The sequence below is a fragment of the Teichococcus oryzae genome, from assembly GCF_008386565.1.
Taxonomy (GTDB): domain Bacteria; phylum Pseudomonadota; class Alphaproteobacteria; order Acetobacterales; family Acetobacteraceae; genus Pseudoroseomonas; species Pseudoroseomonas oryzae.
This window is the reverse complement of sequence record NZ_VUKA01000001.1, coordinates 759,583-776,209: the sequence shown is the minus strand read 5'-3', so window position 1 is coordinate 776,209 and position 16,627 is coordinate 759,583. Positions and strand designations below refer to the sequence as shown.

The following is a 16,627-nucleotide window of genomic DNA, read 5'->3' as shown; positions in this document are numbered from 1 at the left end:
GCTCAGCCGAACACCAGATCAACCTCGCTCGCCCGGCCCGTGCCGGTGCCCAGGAAGCCGAAGCTCGCGGTCTGCTCATCCCCCAGCACGCCGTTCCAGGACGCGTTGCGGATGAGATAGCCATCGGCATCGCGCGAAACGATCTCGGCGTTCCAGATCTGCGTGATGTCGAACGGCATGTCGAGCCGCAGGGTCCAGCCGCTCACCGCCGCCGGGCCGTTGTTCTGCACAGCCACGCTGCCCTGGAACCCGCCATCCCACGCATTGGCGAGGCTGTAGCTGCCTTCCAGCCCAGCCGTTGCCGGGGGCTCAGTTGGAGGCTCGGGCGGCGGCACCACTGGAGGAGACGCGGCGGCATCGTCATCCCGGATGGTGCCCGTGCCGGTCAGCTGGCCTCCCGTCGCGCCGCGGGGGTTGGACAATTGCAGGGTGAACTGCTCGTCCCCTTCCACCCTGTTGTCGGCGGTCAGCACCACGGCGACGGTTTTTGCCGTCTCGCCCGGCGCGAAATGCAGCGTGCCGGTGATGGGGGTGAAGTCCGCGCTGTCGGCCGTGCCCGGCATGGTGGCGTAGTCCACCCACACATCCTGCGCCGCGGCGGCGGACAAGGTCACCGCGAAATGCAGCGACCGCGCGCCAGCGGCGGCGCCCTCCGCCGGGGCGCCGAGATCATCCATCAGCGGGTCGAGCCAGGCGGTCTTCGCGGTGATCACCGTGGCCCAGTCATCCGCCAGGATGCCGCCCGTGTCGCCGGAATTCGGATTCCAGGACCACCAGGTCCAGCTCACCCCGTGGTCGCCGGCGGGAATGTCGCGCATGCCATCGGCGTCGAGGTCGCCCGCCAGATAGGCCGTGATCTTTTCCAGCCAGACCAGGTCCTTGGGATCGGCCAGCTTGCTGCCGAACTCGCCCAAGTAAACCGGGGCGATGCCTTCCCTGTAGATGTAGCCCCACATCTCGTCGAACTTGGCGGTGAGCTCGTTTTCCCATCCTGGGCCGCTGAACCAGCTCTGCCCGTAGATCGAGTTGGGATAGTCATGAGCGGAGTAAACCAGCTTGCCGGGCAGGTCGAGTTGCACTGGCCGGTCCCGCACGCCCATCAGGTTGCCGCCCCACCAGTAGCCCTCGCCCTGATAGGTGCCGACGCCTTCCACGAAGATCAGCCAGTCCGGGTTGGCCGACAGCACGGCATTGCCGGCACGCTCCGCGGCGGCGGCCCAGTCATTCGCGCCCCCGCCGCCCCAACTGCCGTTGTAGGGTTCGTTATGCAGGTCGGCGCCGATCACCGTGGCGTTGCCGGCATAGCGGCCAGCCAGCATGGTCCAGTCGGCGATCCACTGCGCCTCGGTATAGCCCTCGCCATACCAGAGCCCGTTGCCCGAGGTCCCTGCGCCGGCGCTGCCGCGATGATGGTCGAGGATGACGCGCAGCCCGATCTCCCCGGCATAATCGATGATCTTGTCCATCACCTGCAGGCCCGAGAGGCCTGCCAGATCGGGGTTCTTCGAGAAGTCGATGCCGTTCAGCCGCTGCGCCGTGTGCAGCAATTCGGAGGAGAATGGCAGGCGGATGGTGTTGAAGCCCTCCTCCTTCATCTGCTCCATCATCTCCTTGTAGCCGCGCGCCCACAGGCCATGCGGCGCAAGGTTGCCGGATTCCAATCCGAACCAGTTCACCCCCGCGATCCTGACCGGCTGGCCCGCCGAATCCACGATCTGGTTGCCGCGCGTGCTGAAGAAGCCATAGGCGGCGCCGTCATCCGGGCTGCCTTCCGGCCCCGCCGCATCGGCCACCGACAGGACCGGCAAAGGCGCGGGCAGCGGATCGTCGTCACGGATGCTGCCGATGGCGAGGCCGCCCGGAGCCAGCGTGGCGCCGGAAGGGTTGGCCAGCAGCAGCGAGAAGCTTTCGGCGCCCTCATGCGTGGCGTCGTCCAGCAGGGTGATCCGCACCGTCTTGCTGGTCTCCCCGGCGGAGAAGACCACGCTGCCTTGCGCGGCGACATAATCGGAGCCGGCCAGGGCGGTGCCATCCGCCGTGGCATAGGCCACGGTGACCGGGCCGCTGGCCGGCTTGTCCAGGCTGACGGTGAAAGCCAAGGCTCCATCGGCCTCCGCGGCCTCGCCACCGCCGACGCGAATCACGGGTGGCACCGGCGGTGCCTCGGGCACTGTCCCACCCTGGGCCACGCCGTTCAGCGTCAGGGCCGTGGCCGCGCCATCGCCGCTGCCCTGGAAACCGAAGGAGATGCCACCGCCCGCCGGAACCTTGGCGTTCCATTCCAGGTTGCGCAGCACGTAATGCGTGCCGACATGGCTGACGATCTCGGCACCCCAGATGTTGGTGATGGCGAAGCCAGCGTCGAAGGCGATGGTCCAGCCATCCAGCCCCGCCTCCCCGCCATTCAGGGCCATGTTGCCGATAAAGCCGCCGGTCCAGGAGTTCGGCACCGAATAGGTCAGGGTCGAGGGCACGCTGGTTCTCCGCGGGACGGAAATGGCGTCGCCATTCCCTGGCCCGTCATGCCAGAAGGGGTGCCGGTTTTCGGCGGGCGCGGCTTGGCCGCCCCGGTGGCGGGGCGGCGCGCACTCACGAAATTATGATCATATCCCTGGAACTGGCAATGAATTTCGTCGCCGCAACGAAGCCCGGCGCATCGTTCACACGCTGGCCATCTTGATCGGCGGCGACAGGTCGTCGGGCAGCGGGCAGACATAGGGGGTGGCGTCGGTCCGCGCCTTCAGGTCGGCCTTGGCCTGCTCAATCAGGGCAGGGTTCTGCAGCGCGTCCACAGCAACGCCGGCCATGATCTTGGCGACATGGACCATGCCCTTATGCGCCAGCGGGGACTGGCCCTGCGCCGTCAGCTGCCAGGAATGGCCGGGCGTTCCGATGGCATAGGTGGCGCCGCGCGCCTGCACCGTGGGCACCACCCAGGACACGTCGCCCACATCGGTGGAGCCCACCATGGCCGCGCCCTTGGCTTCCAGCGGGATGACCTCGTCCGCCAGCGGCACGCCGCGCCGCACCGGCACGCCCATGCGCCGGAAGGCGGAGGCAATGTCCTCCTCCGACAGGGTCTTCTGGAACTCGGCGGCCAGCGCCCGGTCCTCGTCATCGAAGGGGGGCGGGCCCAGGCGCTCGATGTTGTTCTGCATCGCCCGCTCCAGCGGGGTGTTGCCGAGCAGGTTGGACACCGCCGAGACCACCTGGGTGGAAACGCTGGTTTCGGTCATCAGCGCGGCGCCATCGGCGATCTTGCGCACCCGCTCGACCAAGCCGCCCAGCATCGGCAGGTCGGAAGCGCGGATCAGGTAGCGCACCTTGGCCGTGCCCTGCACCACATTGGGCGCGATGCCGCCGGCATCGAGATAGGCGTAGTGGATGCGCGCCTCGGACGGCATGTGCTCGCGCATGTAGTTGACGCCGACATTCATCAGCTCGACCGCATCCAGCGCCGAGCGCCCCAGATGCGGCGCCGCGGCGGCATGGGAGGAGCGGCCGGTGAAGGAAAAGTCGATGCGGGTATTGGCCAGCGACTTCGGCTCGTTCACCGCGGCAAAGGGCGCGGGGTGCCAGGAGATGGCGATGTCCACGTCCTTGAAGGCGCCGTCGCGCACCATGAAGGCCTTGGCGGCGCCGCCTTCCTCGGCCGGGCAGCCGTAATAGCGGACGCGGCCCTTGATGCCGTTCTTCTCCAGCCAGTCCTTCACCGCCGTCGCCGCCAGCATGGCGCCCGCGCCGAGCAGGTTGTGGCCGCAGCCATGCCCGGCGCCATCGCCCGGCAGGGGCCGCCGCTCGGCGACGCCCGCCGCCTGGGACAGGCCCGGCAGCGCGTCGTATTCGCCGAGGATGGCGATCACCGGGCCGTCCTCCCCCGCCTCGCCCATCAGCGCCGTGGGAATGCCGGCGACGTTCTCGGTCAGGCGGAAGCCATGTGCCTCCAGTTCCTTCTTGTGCTCGGCACAGGAGCGGAACTCGGCATAGGCCAGCTCCGGCATCTCCCACACCCGGTCGCTCAGGGCGATGAAGGCGTCCTTGCGGTCATCCACCAGGCGCCAGATTTCCTCGCTGTTCTGCATCGCGACCTCCCCATGCTGCGCAATCAGGGAAGTCAAACTGCGGCCCTGGCCAGCACTTGTCGAGAGGCGGGGCGGGCTATGCCGCCCCATTGCCGGCGAGCGCCTCCAGGCGCGCCACGCCGCGCGCATCAGCCAGCACGGCGGCCAGCTCCGCGCGGGGCAGGCGCAGTGCCTCCCCCAGTTCCTTCGCCTCCTCCACCCGCAGCAGCCCGACCAGCAGGGCGGGGTCGACCGGATCGAGGCGGGGGCGCCGTGGCGGCGGCAGCATGCGGCGATGCGCCTCCAGCAGACGGGGCTCGCGGAACAGTTGCGCCACGTCGCGCTCGGCGGTCAGGGCCTGCCATTCGGCCAGAAGGGCGCGGGCGCGGGCCAGCACGGCCGGCGGCTCCGCCTCCTCGGGCGTCAGGAGCAGGCCGAGGCGCCGCAGGCCGATGCCGACGCCGCGCCGCGCCGTCCAGGCCGCCAGCGGGATGGCCAGCGCCAGGCCCAGCACCACAGGCGACATCCACAAGGCCAGGTAGGGCGACACCAGCCAGGCGGCAGCGCCAAAGGCGAGGCCGAACGCGGTGTGCTTCCAGTAAAGCCGCGCCACCTGCCCGAAGGGAACGGAGCCATCGTCCCGCCGCTGGGCATTCCAGCCGGAATCGCGCCCCAGCAGGATGGCGCCCACATCCACGGACTGGGTCAGCATCGTGACCGGGGCCAGCAGGCCCGCCACCACGGTTTCCAGCAGCATGGACAGGAAGGCACGGATGGCGCCGCCGCTGCCGCGCCGGTCACGCGCGTGGAACAGCAGCGCGAACCAGGCCATCAGCTTCGGCAACAGCAGCAGGCTCATCGTGCCGATGAACACCCACATGGCGCGGACGGGATCGACCACCGGCCATTGCGGAAAAAGGCTCGGCCCCGCCGGGAAGTATTCCGGGCGGATGAAGCGTGCCTGGATGGCCAGCAGCACGCCGCAGACCAGGAACACCAGCCAGATCGGCGCGGTGATGTAGGAGCCGATGCCGGTCAGCAGGTGCAGCCGGCTCACCCAGTGCAGCCCACGCGCCGGCAGCACCCCCGCATGCTGGAGGTTGCCCTGGCACCAGCGCCGGTCGCGGATGGCGAGGTCCATCAGGGAGGGCGGGCTTTCCTCATAGGTGCCGCGCAGCCACGGCACCATGTGGACGGCCCAGCCGGCGCGGCGCAGCAACGCGGCTTCCACGAAGTCATGGCTCAGGATGTGGCCGCCGAAGGGCTTGCGCCCCGGCAGCTCGGGCAGCCCCGCCGCCTCGGCGAAGGCGCGGGTGCGGATGATGGCATTGTGGCCCCAGTAATTGCCTTCCGAGCCGTGCCACCAGGCGATGCCCTCCGCGATCAGCGGGCCATAAACCCGGCCGGCGAATTGCTGCATGCGCGCGAACAGCGTGTTGCCGCCGGCGATGATCGGCAGGGTCTGGATCAGCCCGACATCCGGGTGCCGCTCCATGGCATCGGCGAGGCGCAGGATGGTGTCCGCCTCCATCACGCTGTCGGCGTCGAGCACCAGCATCTGCGGATAGGCGCCGCCCCAGCGCCGCACCCATTCGGCGATGTTGCCGGCCTTGCGCTCCGTGTTCTTGGGACGGCGGCGGTAGAAGATGTTGCCCGCCTCCCCCGTGCGCTCGCGCAGGGCGAGATAGGCGGCTTCCTCGGCGATCCAGGCGGCAGGCTCGGTGCTGTCGCTCAGGATGAAGATGTCGAAGCGGTCCAGCGCGCCGGCCGCGGCCAGCGATTCATGGATCGCCTGCAGCCCGGCCATGATGCGCGCCGGGTCCTCGTTATAGGTGGGCATCAGCAGCGCCGTCCGAACCCCCGGCATGGGCGGCGGCCCGTCCGGGGCGATGCCGAGCCGCCGGTCCGGCCCCAGCAGCAGGCGGACGAAGCCGCAGCAGGCGCTGGTGAAGGACAGCGCGATCCAGGCGAACAGCACCACGAACAGCACCAGCACGAAGGCCTGCAGCGAGGTCGGCTGGCCGCTGCCCAGCACCAGCCACATCTCGCGCGCGCCATAGGCTGTGAGCGCGATGGCGCTGCCGATCACCAGCAGGCGGCGCAGCCACAGCGCCATTGGCCGGGACGGCATGCCGCCTTCCCGCCGCTGGGGCTTCTCGCGCAGGGACTGCACCGGCATCGGCAGCGGGGCTTCCGGCGGCAGGGCGTGCCAGCCGGCATCGGGCCTCAGGCTGTCCATCGGTACAGCATCGTCTCTGCGAGCGGCTTGCCGTCCTGGCGCAGCTCGGCGCGCAGCTCCGCCACGCGCTCCTTGCCGGGGATCAGCTCGAAGGACAGGCGCCACCCGCCGGCTTCGGCATTGCGCTGGGCCACGGGATTGCGGATTTCGCCGCGATCGGTGGTGACGACGATCTCGGGCTTCGCGTCGTCCGGGAGCTGGTCCAGCGTGCCGCCCTTGTAGTCCAGCACCACCTGGCGGCCATCCTTGTTGAAGTTGGCCCCGGAATGCGCTTCCACGATGCGCGCCAGGGCAGGATCGCGCGGCGCCTCGTCGCACCAGTGCATGCGGTAGGTGAAGCGGTATTCGCCCTTCGCCCGCAGCGGCTCCCTGGGTCGCCAGAAGGCGACGATGTTGTCATGGATCTCGCCGGTGGTGGGGATCTCCACCAGCTGCACGACGCCCTCCCCCCAGTCGCCGATCGGCTCGATCCACAGGCTCGGCCGCTTCTCGTAGCGCGCCTCCAGATCCTCGTAGCTGCTGAAATCCCGGCGGCGCTGCATCAGGCCGAAGCCGCGCGGATTGACATCCCCGAAGGAGGAGACCTGCAGGTCGCGCGGATTGTTCAGCGGCCGCCAGATCCGCTCGCCCCGGCCGGTGGACAGCAGCAGGCCGTCGGAATCATGCACCGCCGGCCGCCAGTCATCGCGTCCCGCGCGGTTCATCGCGGAAAACCAGAACATGCTGGTCAGCGGCGCGATGCCTGGGGTCGGCATGTCGGTGCGCGGGAAGATGGTGGATTCAACATCGAACACCGTCACCTCGCCCGGGCGGATGGCGAAGCGGAAGGCGGCCGAGCAGGAAGGGCTGTCGAGCAGCGCGTGCACCTGCGCGGCATTCACGCCAGGGCGCGGCCGTTCCACCCAGAAGGCGCGGAACAGCGGGAATTCCTCGCCCTTCGGATCGGCCGTGCCGATCGCCAGGCCACGAGCCGACAGGCCGTAGATTTGCGACTTGGCCACGGCGCGGAAATAGCTGGCACCCAGAAAGGCGCAGACCTCGTCGAAATAATCGGGACGGTTGAGCGGTGCGTGCAGGCGAAAGCCCGCGAAGCCGAGATTGCCGGGCTCGGGCCGTTCCAGGTTCTGGAAGGTGAACAGCGCGGGATCGTACAGCACTGGATGCGCCATGCCGTCGCGCACATCGTAGATGTCGATCTTCGGCTTGTAGAGGAAGCCGCGGTGAAACAGGTGCATCTGGAAGGGCAGCCCGTCCTGCCGCCAGAAGGCGCGATCCGGGTTGAAGCGGATGTCGCGATACTGGTCGTAGGTCAGATCCTTCAGCACCGCCGGAAGGTCGTCGGGCGGCGCCTTGAAGGGGGCCTGGGCGATCTGCCGCGCGATTTCCCGCACCGTGCCGCCATCGAAGCGGGTCGGCTCCGGACTGGCCAGAAGCTGTGGCGCCGCCGCGTGGGCCGGCTTCTCCGCCAGGGTCAGGGCGGAAAGCGATAAGGTGGCAAGCAGGGCGTCGCGGCGATTCACGGCAGCCGGGTCTCCTCGGGAACAACAATGCAATGCGGGGCGACGGGTCAACGCAGGCACGGCGTGGCAGTTGCGCCACGCCGCCCATCGGGGTGCCCCCAGCCGATCAGGGCCTAGCCCCGCGGCGAAAACCAAGCTTTTTCAGGCCATTGGGATGAATTGATCATCCACCAGCCGTGACCAGATGCCGGTGCGGATATCAAAGGAGCCGCCATGCAGCGTCAGGCGGCCGGCGGCGAGGCGATCGGCGATAAAGGGAAAGGTCAGCAGGTTGCGGAGGGAAAGCTTCACCGTTTCCAGCTCGCACTGGGCCTGGGCATCTTCCGCGGCGGGGGTGCAGGCCAGGGTGCGGCGGCGCGCCTCGGCCGCGATGCCGGTCATCCAGGGTTCCACGAAGTCGCGCGCCTCGGCGGGAAAGCCATTGAGCAGCGCCCTGACACCGCCGCACATGGCGTGACCCAGCACAATGACACGCGGCACTTCGAGCACGGACACGGCGAACTCGATAGCGGCGGAGGTGCCGTGGAAATCGCCATCCGGCTTGTAGGGCGGCACCAGGTTGGCGACGTTGCGCACGATGAACAGCTCGCCCGGCGCCGCGTTGAACACCATGGCCGGATCGACGCGGCTGTCGGAACAGGCGATCACCAGGGCCGTCGGGCTCTGCCCGTTCCGTGCCAGCGTCTCGAACAGCTTGCGGCGCTCCGGCCAGATATCCTTGCGGAAGCGCTGGTAGCCGGCGAACAGGTCCTCAAGTCCGGGGGCGGCATCCAGGGGCGCGGGCTTTGTGTCCATCCTCGGGTTCTCCGCTCAAGCTCTGCCAAGTGTTCCGGAACGGGTTCCTAGCGCCTCATGCTGCGACGCAAAACCCTGATGCGGCCTCCTTTGTCGATCAGGGCGGCGGATTGGCCGCGTTCTCCAGCGGCTCGGCGATGCCGGACAGGCCGAGCGGGGGCGGCACGCGCTGCGCCAGCATGACCTTCAGGGCAGCCGCCTCACCTTGCAGCCGCAGCGGCAGTTCACGCTCCGCCTCGTGCTGGATGGCGTCCTCCAGCGGCAGGGGCAGGCTGCCCGCGATCCGCTGGAGCTCCGCGCAGGCCTGGCGCAGCGTGGCCGCCAGCGCCCCCTCCCCGCTGCTGTCCAGGGCCGGCGCGAAGCCTTGCAGCACCATCGCCGCCGCCGCATCGACATTGGCGCGGATCGCCTGGCCCGAAAGCCGGCTGCGCCAGCATTCCAGCGCCTTTGGCCGCGCTTCGGCCGGGCCCGCCCCCAGCGCCGGCCCGAGCTTCCGGTCGGCCACCGCGGCAACGGCCGCATGCAGCGCGCGCAACAGGTCCAGCGTCGCATCCTGCGGCGTGGCATAGGGCGCCCGCGGCTCGGCCAGCGCGACGGCGTGCGGCGCTTCCCCGCCGGTCCAGCCGGCCAGAAGGTCCCGCCCCAGCGCCGCGAGGTTGCCGCCGATCGCCCGCAGCAGAGCGGCGCGATAACCCGCGCCGGCATCCCCGGCCGCCAGGGCCTCCGCCGCACCCTCGCCGAACAACAACCGTTCCAGCGCGGGCAGGCCCTGCACGCTGACGGCATTGAGGGCGGTGGAGCGGATCTCCAGCAGGCTGGTGTCACGCTGGGCGATGGCGCGCTCCAGATCCTGGCTCACCCTGTCCTGCGGGTCGGGCCAGAGCTGGATGCGGGCATGGCGGCTGAACAGGTCGGCCGGGCCGGAGCGGATATGCTGCACCCCTTCCCAGGCCAGCAGGGTGTCGGCGAAGCCCTGTCGCGCGGATTCCAGCGCCTGCGCCTCGCCGGGAGCGCGCGACAAGGCATCGAGCCGCGCCGTCAGATTGGCGGTGACCGAGGTGAAGCGCCGGTATCCGGGCAGCACCACCTGCTCCACCAGGGCGCGGTTGAGCGCGCGCAGGATGGCGTCGTCCGGCGCGGCATGGGCTGGGGCCGCGAGCAGGGCGGGCGGAAGCAGCAGGATGGCGCGGCGCCCGGCGCGCGGGACCGGCGCCTCCGGCGGGGGATAGGGATGACGATTCATGTTGCGCGCCCCTTCTCGGCCGGCGACAGGAGACGCCGGATGGCCGGGTGCCGGATCGGACCATCATGCCGCAGGATGAAGGCGGGGGAAACGCCTGCCGGGCAGCCCGGGCGCCACAAAGCCCGAACAATTTCCACATGCCTCGGGCCGGATGCCCCATTGGGAATGGTGGCGCATTCCCATGTGGGCGGTTCCGCCATGATCCGGCGCCAGGGGCGCCCTCAGAGGCCGCCTCGATGACGGTCCCCGCCCCGGGCATCCGGGCGCAGCAGCCGTCCGTCACGGGCCCTGTCCATCGGCCACCGGCCCGGTTCCGTCCAGGATATGCCGGCGGCTGCCGTGCGTGAGATGGTCATGCCCATCATGCGGCTGTTCGCCGCTCCCGGGGACGGGCATCCCGGAAGCTCCGGCGTTTCTGCCACGGACACGGGCCCATGCATGCGTCTACGGTCTGGGTGGCCGGCGAAGCCATGCATTGCGGAAGGGAAATGGAACCATCATTTCCCCGCTTCCCGTCATAGCTGGCTCAAGAAGTGGGCGCCGCGCGATGATCCGTTCCCGGCCTTTGGATGTTGGAGGCCGCTTCATGGGGGTCGCCATCGCCGTTTGCTGCCGCCCTGGCTGGCGGTTCCGCGCAGTGGCCCCTCAGGCCTTGTCGGCCGACGGCGCCGAATCCGAAAGCCTGACCGAGCTTGAGCGCCAGGTGCGCCGGGCGATGCAGCCGCTCCGCCAGGATGACGGCGCGCGGTCGCGCGCCGCCTGACGGCAGCGGCCGGCACTTCCGGCCCGGCGGGATGGGCCTCGGCTCAGCGCCAGGCGGGGCGGCCCAGATTCACCGTGTCCGGCCCGGTCAGCGCGCCGCCCGCCGCGCCCGCGGCACCGCCAATGAGCGCCCCGGCGCCGGCATTGCCCGAAAAGGAGCCGATCGCGGCGCCGGTGCCTGCGCCAAGCAGGCCGCCCGAGGCCGCCCGGTCGCCGGTGCTGTAGCCACAGGCGCCAAGGCCCAGCCCGGCCGCCGCCAAAAGGGCCAGAGTCGACTTGCGCATGATGACGATGCTCCTTCGGTTTTGGTTAGGGTGACGCTGTGGCTTCAACGCAACCAGGGCGGGAAAGGTTGCCCAGGCACCACCGATTGCAGCTTGAGCGGCCCTGGTGGCAGCGGTAAGCCACGGCGCTCTGTCACGCCGGCGCGAGCCGGGTGATTCGCCCGGAAGGTTCGCCCCATGTTTTCCCGCTTGTTCGGCTTCCTCTCGGCCGACATGGCCATCGACCTCGGCACCGCCAACACGCTGGTCTACGTCAAGGGGCGTGGCATCGTGCTGAACGAGCCCTCGGTGGTCGCGATCGCCGATATCCGCGGCCGCAAGCAGGTGCTGGCGGTGGGCGAGGAAGCCAAGATGATGCTGGGCCGTACCCCCGGGAACATCGCCGCCATCCGGCCGTTGCGCGACGGCGTCATCGCAGATTTCGAGGTGGCGGAGGAGATGATCAAGCACTTCATCCGCAAGGTGCACAACCGCCGCGGCTTCGCCTCTCCCATGATCATCGTCTGCGTCCCCTCCGGCTCCACCGCGGTGGAGCGCCGCGCCATCCAGGAAAGCGCGGAAAGCGCCGGTGCCCGCAAGGTGCTGCTGATCGAGGAGCCGATGGCCGCGGCGATCGGCGCGGGCCTGCCAGTGACCGAGCCTTCCGGCTCCATGGTGGTCGATATCGGCGGCGGCACCACGGAGGTGGCGGTGATCAGCCTGGGCGGCATCGTTTATGCCCGCTCGGTTCGCGTCGGCGGCGACAAGCTGGACGAGGCGATCATTTCCTACATCCGCCGGCACTTCAATCTTCTGATCGGCGAAAGCACGGCCGAGCGCATCAAGCTGGAGATCGGCGCCGCCGCCTATCTCGCCTATGGCGACGAGGGTCCTGTCACGGCCGTGAAGGGCCGCGACCTGATGAACGGCGTCCCACGCGAGGTGGTGGTCAGCCAGCGCCAGGTGGCCGAGGCCATCGCCGAGCCGGTGTCGCAGATCATCGAGGCGGTGAAGGTCGCGCTGGAGAACACGCCGCCGGAGCTTGCCGCCGACATCGTGGACAAGGGTATCGTGCTGACCGGCGGCGGCGCCCTGCTGCAGCGCATCGACGAGGTGCTGCGCGACGCCACCGGCCTGCCGGTTTCCGTGGCGGAGGATCCGCTGGCCTGCGTCGCGCTGGGCACTGGCCGCGCCCTCGATGAGATGAAGCGGCTGCGGCACGTATTGTCCTCGATGTATTGAAACCGGGGCGCCCTATAATGCGGTGGCCCGTCCCTCGCGAGTGGTTGGAGGCCGCGTGATCCGTCTCAGCATCCCGCTGCGGCAGTCTTTGTCCCGCCTTTCCCTGCCGGTGCTGATCGCGGCGGCGCTGGGCGTGATGCTGCTCGGCCAGGCCGATAAGGGAATGGTGGAACGCGGCCGGATGGCCTTGGCGGATACCCTGGCGCCAGCCTTTTCCGTGATCGCCGAGCCGATGGCCGCGCTCCGCGACCTGCTGGGCGACATGGCGGAATGGCGCGACATTCGCGCCGAGAATGCCCGCCTGCGGGAGGAGAATGATCGGCTGCACCGCTGGCAGGCCGCCGCCCTGTCCCTGCAATCGGAGAACGCGCTGCTGCGCCGGCAGCTCGGCTTCCTGCCGGACGCGCCGGCCAGCTTCCACACCGCCCGCGTCGTCGCCGATGCCGGTGGCACCTATGCCCGCGCCGTGCTGCTGGCGGTGCCGCCGGGCGTCGGGCTGCGCAAGGGCCAGGTGGCGCTGGATGAGCGGGGCCTGGCCGGGCGTGTCACGGATGTGGGCAGCCGCTCGGCGCGGGTGCTTCTGGTCACCGACATGAACAGCCGCATCCCGGTGGTGCTTGAAGGCAGCCGTGCCCGTGCCATTCTCGCGGGCACCAATGGCCGCCTGCCGCGGCTGGAGCATTACCCGGCCGACGCTCCGCCGCGGCAGGGCGACCGCGTCGTCACCAGCGCCGAGGCCGGGGTGTTCCCGGCCGGCTTGCCGGTGGGCGTGGTGCGGCACGGCGCCGGCGGCGCGCCGGAGGTCGAGCTGTTCGCGCGGCTCGACCGGCTCGACATGCTGCGGATCTTCGATTTCGGCCTGTCGGGCATCCTGCCTCCCGAGGCGGTGGCCCGGCCCGAGCCGCGCCCCCGCCGCTGATCCAACAGCATGGGAAGGCGCGCGCACCCTCTGGCCGGGCTGATGAAGCGGCTGGATGGCTGGGCGCGCGCCGCCCTGCCCGCGGGCGGCACGGCCCTGGCGATGGTGCTGGCCACCGCGCCCGCAGGCCTGCCCAGCGCGGTGCCCGCCCTGCTGCTATGCTGCCTGTTCTTCTGGACGGTGTTCCGCCCCGCCGCCCTGCCCCCGCCGCTGTGCTTCCTGCTCGGCCTGTTGCAGGATCTGCTGGGCTTCGCGCCCATCGGCACCGGCATCCTGACCGCCCTTCTGGCGCATGGGCTGGCGCTGCGCCTGCGCCGCATCCTGGCGCGGCAATCCTTCTGGCTGGTCTGGATGGCCTTCGCCGGCGTCGCCGCGGGGGCGGCGCTGCTGGGCTATGGCCTGCATGCGGTGCTGGGCTGGCGGCTGCCGCCTGCCGCGCCGGGCATCGTGCAATTCCTGCTTTCGGTCGGCTTCTATCCGCCGGTGGCGATGCTGCTGACACTCCTGCACCGCTCCATGCAACGCATGGAGGATCTGGTCTGAAATGAGCAAGCGCGACGAGGAGCGCCGCCGCAGCGCCTTCACCCGCCGGGCCCTGATGCTCGGGGCGGGGCAGCTCGGGCTGCTCGGCTTCCTGGGCTACCGGCTGCAGAAGCTGCAATTGCAGGAAGGCGAGCGCTACGCGACGCTGGCCGAGGAAAACCGCGTCTCGACCCGGCTGCTGGCGCCGCCGCGCGGCCGCATCCTGGACCGCGCGGGGCGAGTCGTCGGCGCCAATGAGCTGCATTGGCGCGTGCTGCTGACGGCCGAGGAAACCGAGGATGTCGGCGCCACCCTCGACACCTTCCAGCACCTCCTGCCGCTCGCCGAGGCGGAGCGCGCCCGCGTGGAGCGCGAGGTCCGCCGCCGCCGCCGCTTCGTTCCCATCGTGGTGCGGGAATTCCTCAGCTGGGAGGAGATGGCGCGCATCGAGGTCAACGCCCCCGACCTTCCCGGCATTTCCGTGGATGTCGGCACCACGCGGTCCTACCCCTATGCCGAGCATCTGGCGCATGTGATCGGCTATGTGGCGCCCCCCGCCGAGTCCGACATGGATGAGGATCCGCTGCTCGGCCTGCCCGGCATCCGCGTCGGCCGCGCCGGGGTGGAGCGCTTCCATGAGCGCACGCTGCGGGGCCGCGCCGGCACGGTGGAGATGGAGGTCAACGCCGTCGGGCGGGTGATCCGCGAGCTGGACCGGCGCGAAGGCCAGCGCGGCCAGGAGGTGCAGGTGTCGGTGGATGCCGAATTGCAGAAGGCGGTGCGCGGCCGCATCGGCGAAGGCACCAGCGTGGTTGTGCTGGATGCGCGGAATGGCGAGGTGCTGGCGATGGCCAGCCAGCCTTCCTTCGACCCCAACCTGTTTTCCTCCGGCATCTCGGCGGCGCAATGGCGGGAATGGACACGCAGCCGCGCAACGCCCCTGATCAACAAGACCATCAGCGGCCTCTACGCCCCCGGATCGACCTTCAAGATGGTGGTGGGGCTGGCCGCGCTGGAGGCCAAGGTGCTGTCGCCCGCCGACCGCGTCCCTTGCCCCGGGCATTACGACCTGGGCGATACCCGCTTCCATTGCTGGCGCCGCACGGGGCATGGCAGCCTCGATCTGCGCCAGGCCCTGAAGCAGTCCTGCGATTGTTATTTCTACGAGGCCGCGCGGCGCACGGGCATCAACCGCATCGCCGCCATGGCCACCCGCTTCGGCCTCGGCGTCGATCCGGGGATCGATCTGCCCGGCGCGAAGCCCGGCCTCGTGCCGACGCGGGAATGGCGCATCCGCCAGGGCAAGCCATGGAACATCGGCGACACGGTGGTGCATGGCATCGGCCAGGGCTTCTACCAGCTGACGCCGCTGTCGCTCGCCACCATGACGGCGCGGCTCGCCACGGGCCGGGCGGTGCAGCCGCACCTGACGCACAGCATCGACGGCAAGCTGGTGCATGGCACCCGAGCCGAGGACTGGCCGAGCCTCGGCATCCCCGAGCGCGACCTGGAGCTGATGCGGGAGGGCATGTGGGCGGTGGTGAACGAGGCCGGCGGCACGGCGAGGGCTGCCGCCCTTCCCGCCCCGCTCGGCGTCATGGCCGGCAAGACCGGCTCGGTGCAGGTGCGCCGCGTCACGCGGGAGCAGCGGGAGCGCGGCTACCGCGCCGAGGCCATGCCGCGGGAATGGCGGCCCCATGCGCTGTTCGTCGCCTTCGCCCCGTATGACACGCCGCGCTACGCCATCTCGGTGGTGGTGGAGCACGGGCTGAGCGGCGCCGGCGCCGCCGCGCCGCTGGCGCGCGATGTCATGGTGGATGTGATGAACCGGCTGCGCGACGCCCCCGCCGGGCCTCCGGCACGCCTGGCCGGGCAAGGCTCCCCCCGCCCATGACCGCTTTCGAGCGCCGGCTGCTGACCCAGGACCGAGGCTCCGGGCTGCTTGGCAAGCTGTGGCGCGTCCCCTGGATCTTCGTGCTGCTGCTCTGCGGCCTGGCGGCCATCGGCTATGTGGCGCTGTATTCCGCCGGTGGCGGCGCCCCGGAGCCTTATGCCAGCCGCCACGCCCTGCGCTTCGCCTTTGGGCTGGTGATGATGCTGGGCATCGCCCTGGTGGACATCCGGCTGATCGCCAAGCTGTCCTGGCCCGGCTACGCGCTGGGCATCGGCCTGCTGGTGCTGGTCGCGCTGCATGGGGAGGTCGGCAAGGGCGCGCAGCGCTGGATCGAGCTGGGGCCGATCCAGCTGCAGCCTTCCGAGCTGATGAAGATCATGCTGGTGCTGGCCCTGGCCCACTGGTTCCACCGGGCAAGCTGGGAGCGCGTCGGCAACGTCGTCTTTCTGATTCCACCGCTGATGGCGGTGCTGCTGCCGGTAGGCCTGATCCTGAGGCAGCCCAACCTCGGCACCGGCCTGATCACCCTGATGATCGGCGGTGCGGTGTTCTGGGCGGCCGGGGTGCGCTGGTGGAAATTCGTCCTGGTCCTGGCCGCCGCCGCCGCCATCGCGCCGGTCGCCTATGAGCATCTGCACGATTACCAGCGGGCGCGGATCATGGTGTTCCTTGATCCGGAAAGCGATCCGCTGGGCAGTGGCTACAACATCATCCAGTCAAAGATCGCCCTCGGCTCCGGCGGGCTGTGGGGCAAGGGATTCCTTCAGGGCACGCAGGGCCACCTGAATTTCCTGCCGGAAAAGCAGACCGATTTCATCTTCACCATGCTGGCCGAGGAGTTCGGCCTGGTCGGCGCTCTGGGCACGCTGCTGCTGCTGGCGGCGGTGGTGCTGTTCGCGCTGCTGGTGGCGCTGCGCACGCGGCACCAGTATGGGCGGCTGGTCGCGGTCGGGCTCGGCGTCAATGCGTTCCTGTACGTCTTCGTGAATGTCGGCATGGTCACCGGCTCGATCCCCGTGGGCGGCGTGCCGCTGCCGCTGATCAGCCATGGCGGCTCCGCCATGCTGACCTCCATGCTGGGTTTCGGCCTGCTGATGTCCGTCTTTGTGCATCGCGATGCGGAATTTGCGGCAAGCCGCGAATAAGGGGGTTGCGCGACGACCTGGA

General features: G+C 69.9%; 13 protein-coding genes. 6 read left to right on the top strand and 7 right to left on the bottom strand.

What is annotated here, in order from left to right; all coding sequences use genetic code 11:
• Positions 1-2: 2 nt before the first annotated feature.
• From F0Q34_RS03555 to F0Q34_RS03530, 6 genes are all read right to left on the bottom strand, one after another.
• Positions 3-2,474 carry a cellulase family glycosylhydrolase gene (locus F0Q34_RS03555; protein ID WP_149810732.1) on the bottom strand — a complete coding sequence of 824 codons (2,472 nt, stop codon included), beginning with the start codon at positions 2,472-2,474 and terminating at the stop codon, positions 3-5.
• Positions 2,475-2,660: 186 nt separating this feature from the next.
• A complete protein-coding gene (locus tag F0Q34_RS03550; RefSeq protein WP_149810731.1) occupies positions 2,661-4,082 on the bottom strand; it encodes a M20 family metallopeptidase in 1,422 nt (473 codons plus the stop codon).
• Between the two features lie 76 nt (positions 4,083-4,158).
• Entirely contained in the window at positions 4,159-6,300 is a 2,142-nt protein-coding gene (gene mdoH, locus F0Q34_RS03545; protein WP_149810730.1) for a glucans biosynthesis glucosyltransferase MdoH, read from the bottom strand.
• Positions 6,288-7,820, bottom strand: coding sequence for a glucan biosynthesis protein (locus tag F0Q34_RS03540; protein ID WP_149810729.1), 1,533 nt, complete (start codon positions 7,818-7,820; stop codon positions 6,288-6,290). Before F0Q34_RS03540 ends, mdoH begins: the two co-directional genes overlap by 13 nt.
• Before the next feature lie 141 nt (positions 7,821-7,961).
• The gene (locus tag F0Q34_RS03535) at positions 7,962-8,615 is read right to left on the bottom strand and encodes a carbonic anhydrase (RefSeq protein WP_149810728.1); all 654 of its coding nucleotides are present in this window, start codon (positions 8,613-8,615) and stop codon (positions 7,962-7,964) included.
• A 97-nt stretch (positions 8,616-8,712) separates the two neighbouring features.
• Complete coding sequence (locus F0Q34_RS03530) at positions 8,713-9,858, bottom strand: imelysin family protein (RefSeq protein ID WP_149810727.1); 1,146 nt, start codon at positions 9,856-9,858, stop codon at positions 8,713-8,715.
• A 586-nt stretch (positions 9,859-10,444) separates the two neighbouring features.
• Here F0Q34_RS03530 and F0Q34_RS21720 point away from each other — a divergent pair.
• The gene (locus F0Q34_RS21720) at positions 10,445-10,621 is read left to right on the top strand and encodes a hypothetical protein (protein WP_161600767.1); all 177 of its coding nucleotides are present in this window, start codon (positions 10,445-10,447) and stop codon (positions 10,619-10,621) included.
• Positions 10,622-10,664: 43 nt separating this feature from the next.
• Here F0Q34_RS21720 and F0Q34_RS03525 read toward each other — a convergent pair whose 3' ends face one another.
• Entirely contained in the window at positions 10,665-10,904 is a 240-nt protein-coding gene (locus F0Q34_RS03525) for a YMGG-like glycine zipper-containing protein (protein WP_149810726.1), read from the bottom strand.
• Positions 10,905-11,081: 177 nt separating this feature from the next.
• Between F0Q34_RS03525 and F0Q34_RS03520 the strand changes: the two genes are divergently transcribed.
• Genes F0Q34_RS03520 through rodA form a run of 5 tightly spaced genes read left to right on the top strand, consistent with a single transcriptional unit; the run spans position 11,082 to position 16,605 of the window.
• A complete protein-coding gene (locus tag F0Q34_RS03520) occupies positions 11,082-12,125 on the top strand; it encodes a rod shape-determining protein (protein ID WP_149810725.1) in 1,044 nt (347 codons plus the stop codon).
• Between the two features lie 55 nt (positions 12,126-12,180).
• Positions 12,181-13,044: a rod shape-determining protein MreC gene (gene mreC / locus F0Q34_RS03515; RefSeq protein ID WP_149810724.1), complete on the top strand. Its 864-nt coding sequence runs from the start codon at positions 12,181-12,183 to the stop codon at positions 13,042-13,044.
• Positions 13,045-13,053: 9 nt separating this feature from the next.
• The gene (gene mreD / locus F0Q34_RS03510) at positions 13,054-13,587 is read left to right on the top strand and encodes a rod shape-determining protein MreD (RefSeq protein ID WP_149810723.1); all 534 of its coding nucleotides are present in this window, start codon (positions 13,054-13,056) and stop codon (positions 13,585-13,587) included.
• Position 13,588: 1 nt separating this feature from the next.
• Complete coding sequence (mrdA, locus tag F0Q34_RS03505) at positions 13,589-15,460, top strand: penicillin-binding protein 2 (RefSeq protein WP_149810722.1); 1,872 nt, start codon at positions 13,589-13,591, stop codon at positions 15,458-15,460.
• Entirely contained in the window at positions 15,457-16,605 is a 1,149-nt protein-coding gene (gene rodA / locus F0Q34_RS03500; RefSeq protein WP_149810721.1) for a rod shape-determining protein RodA, read from the top strand. The genes mrdA and rodA overlap by 4 nt, the downstream gene beginning before the upstream one ends.
• Positions 16,606-16,627: the final 22 nt, after the last annotated feature.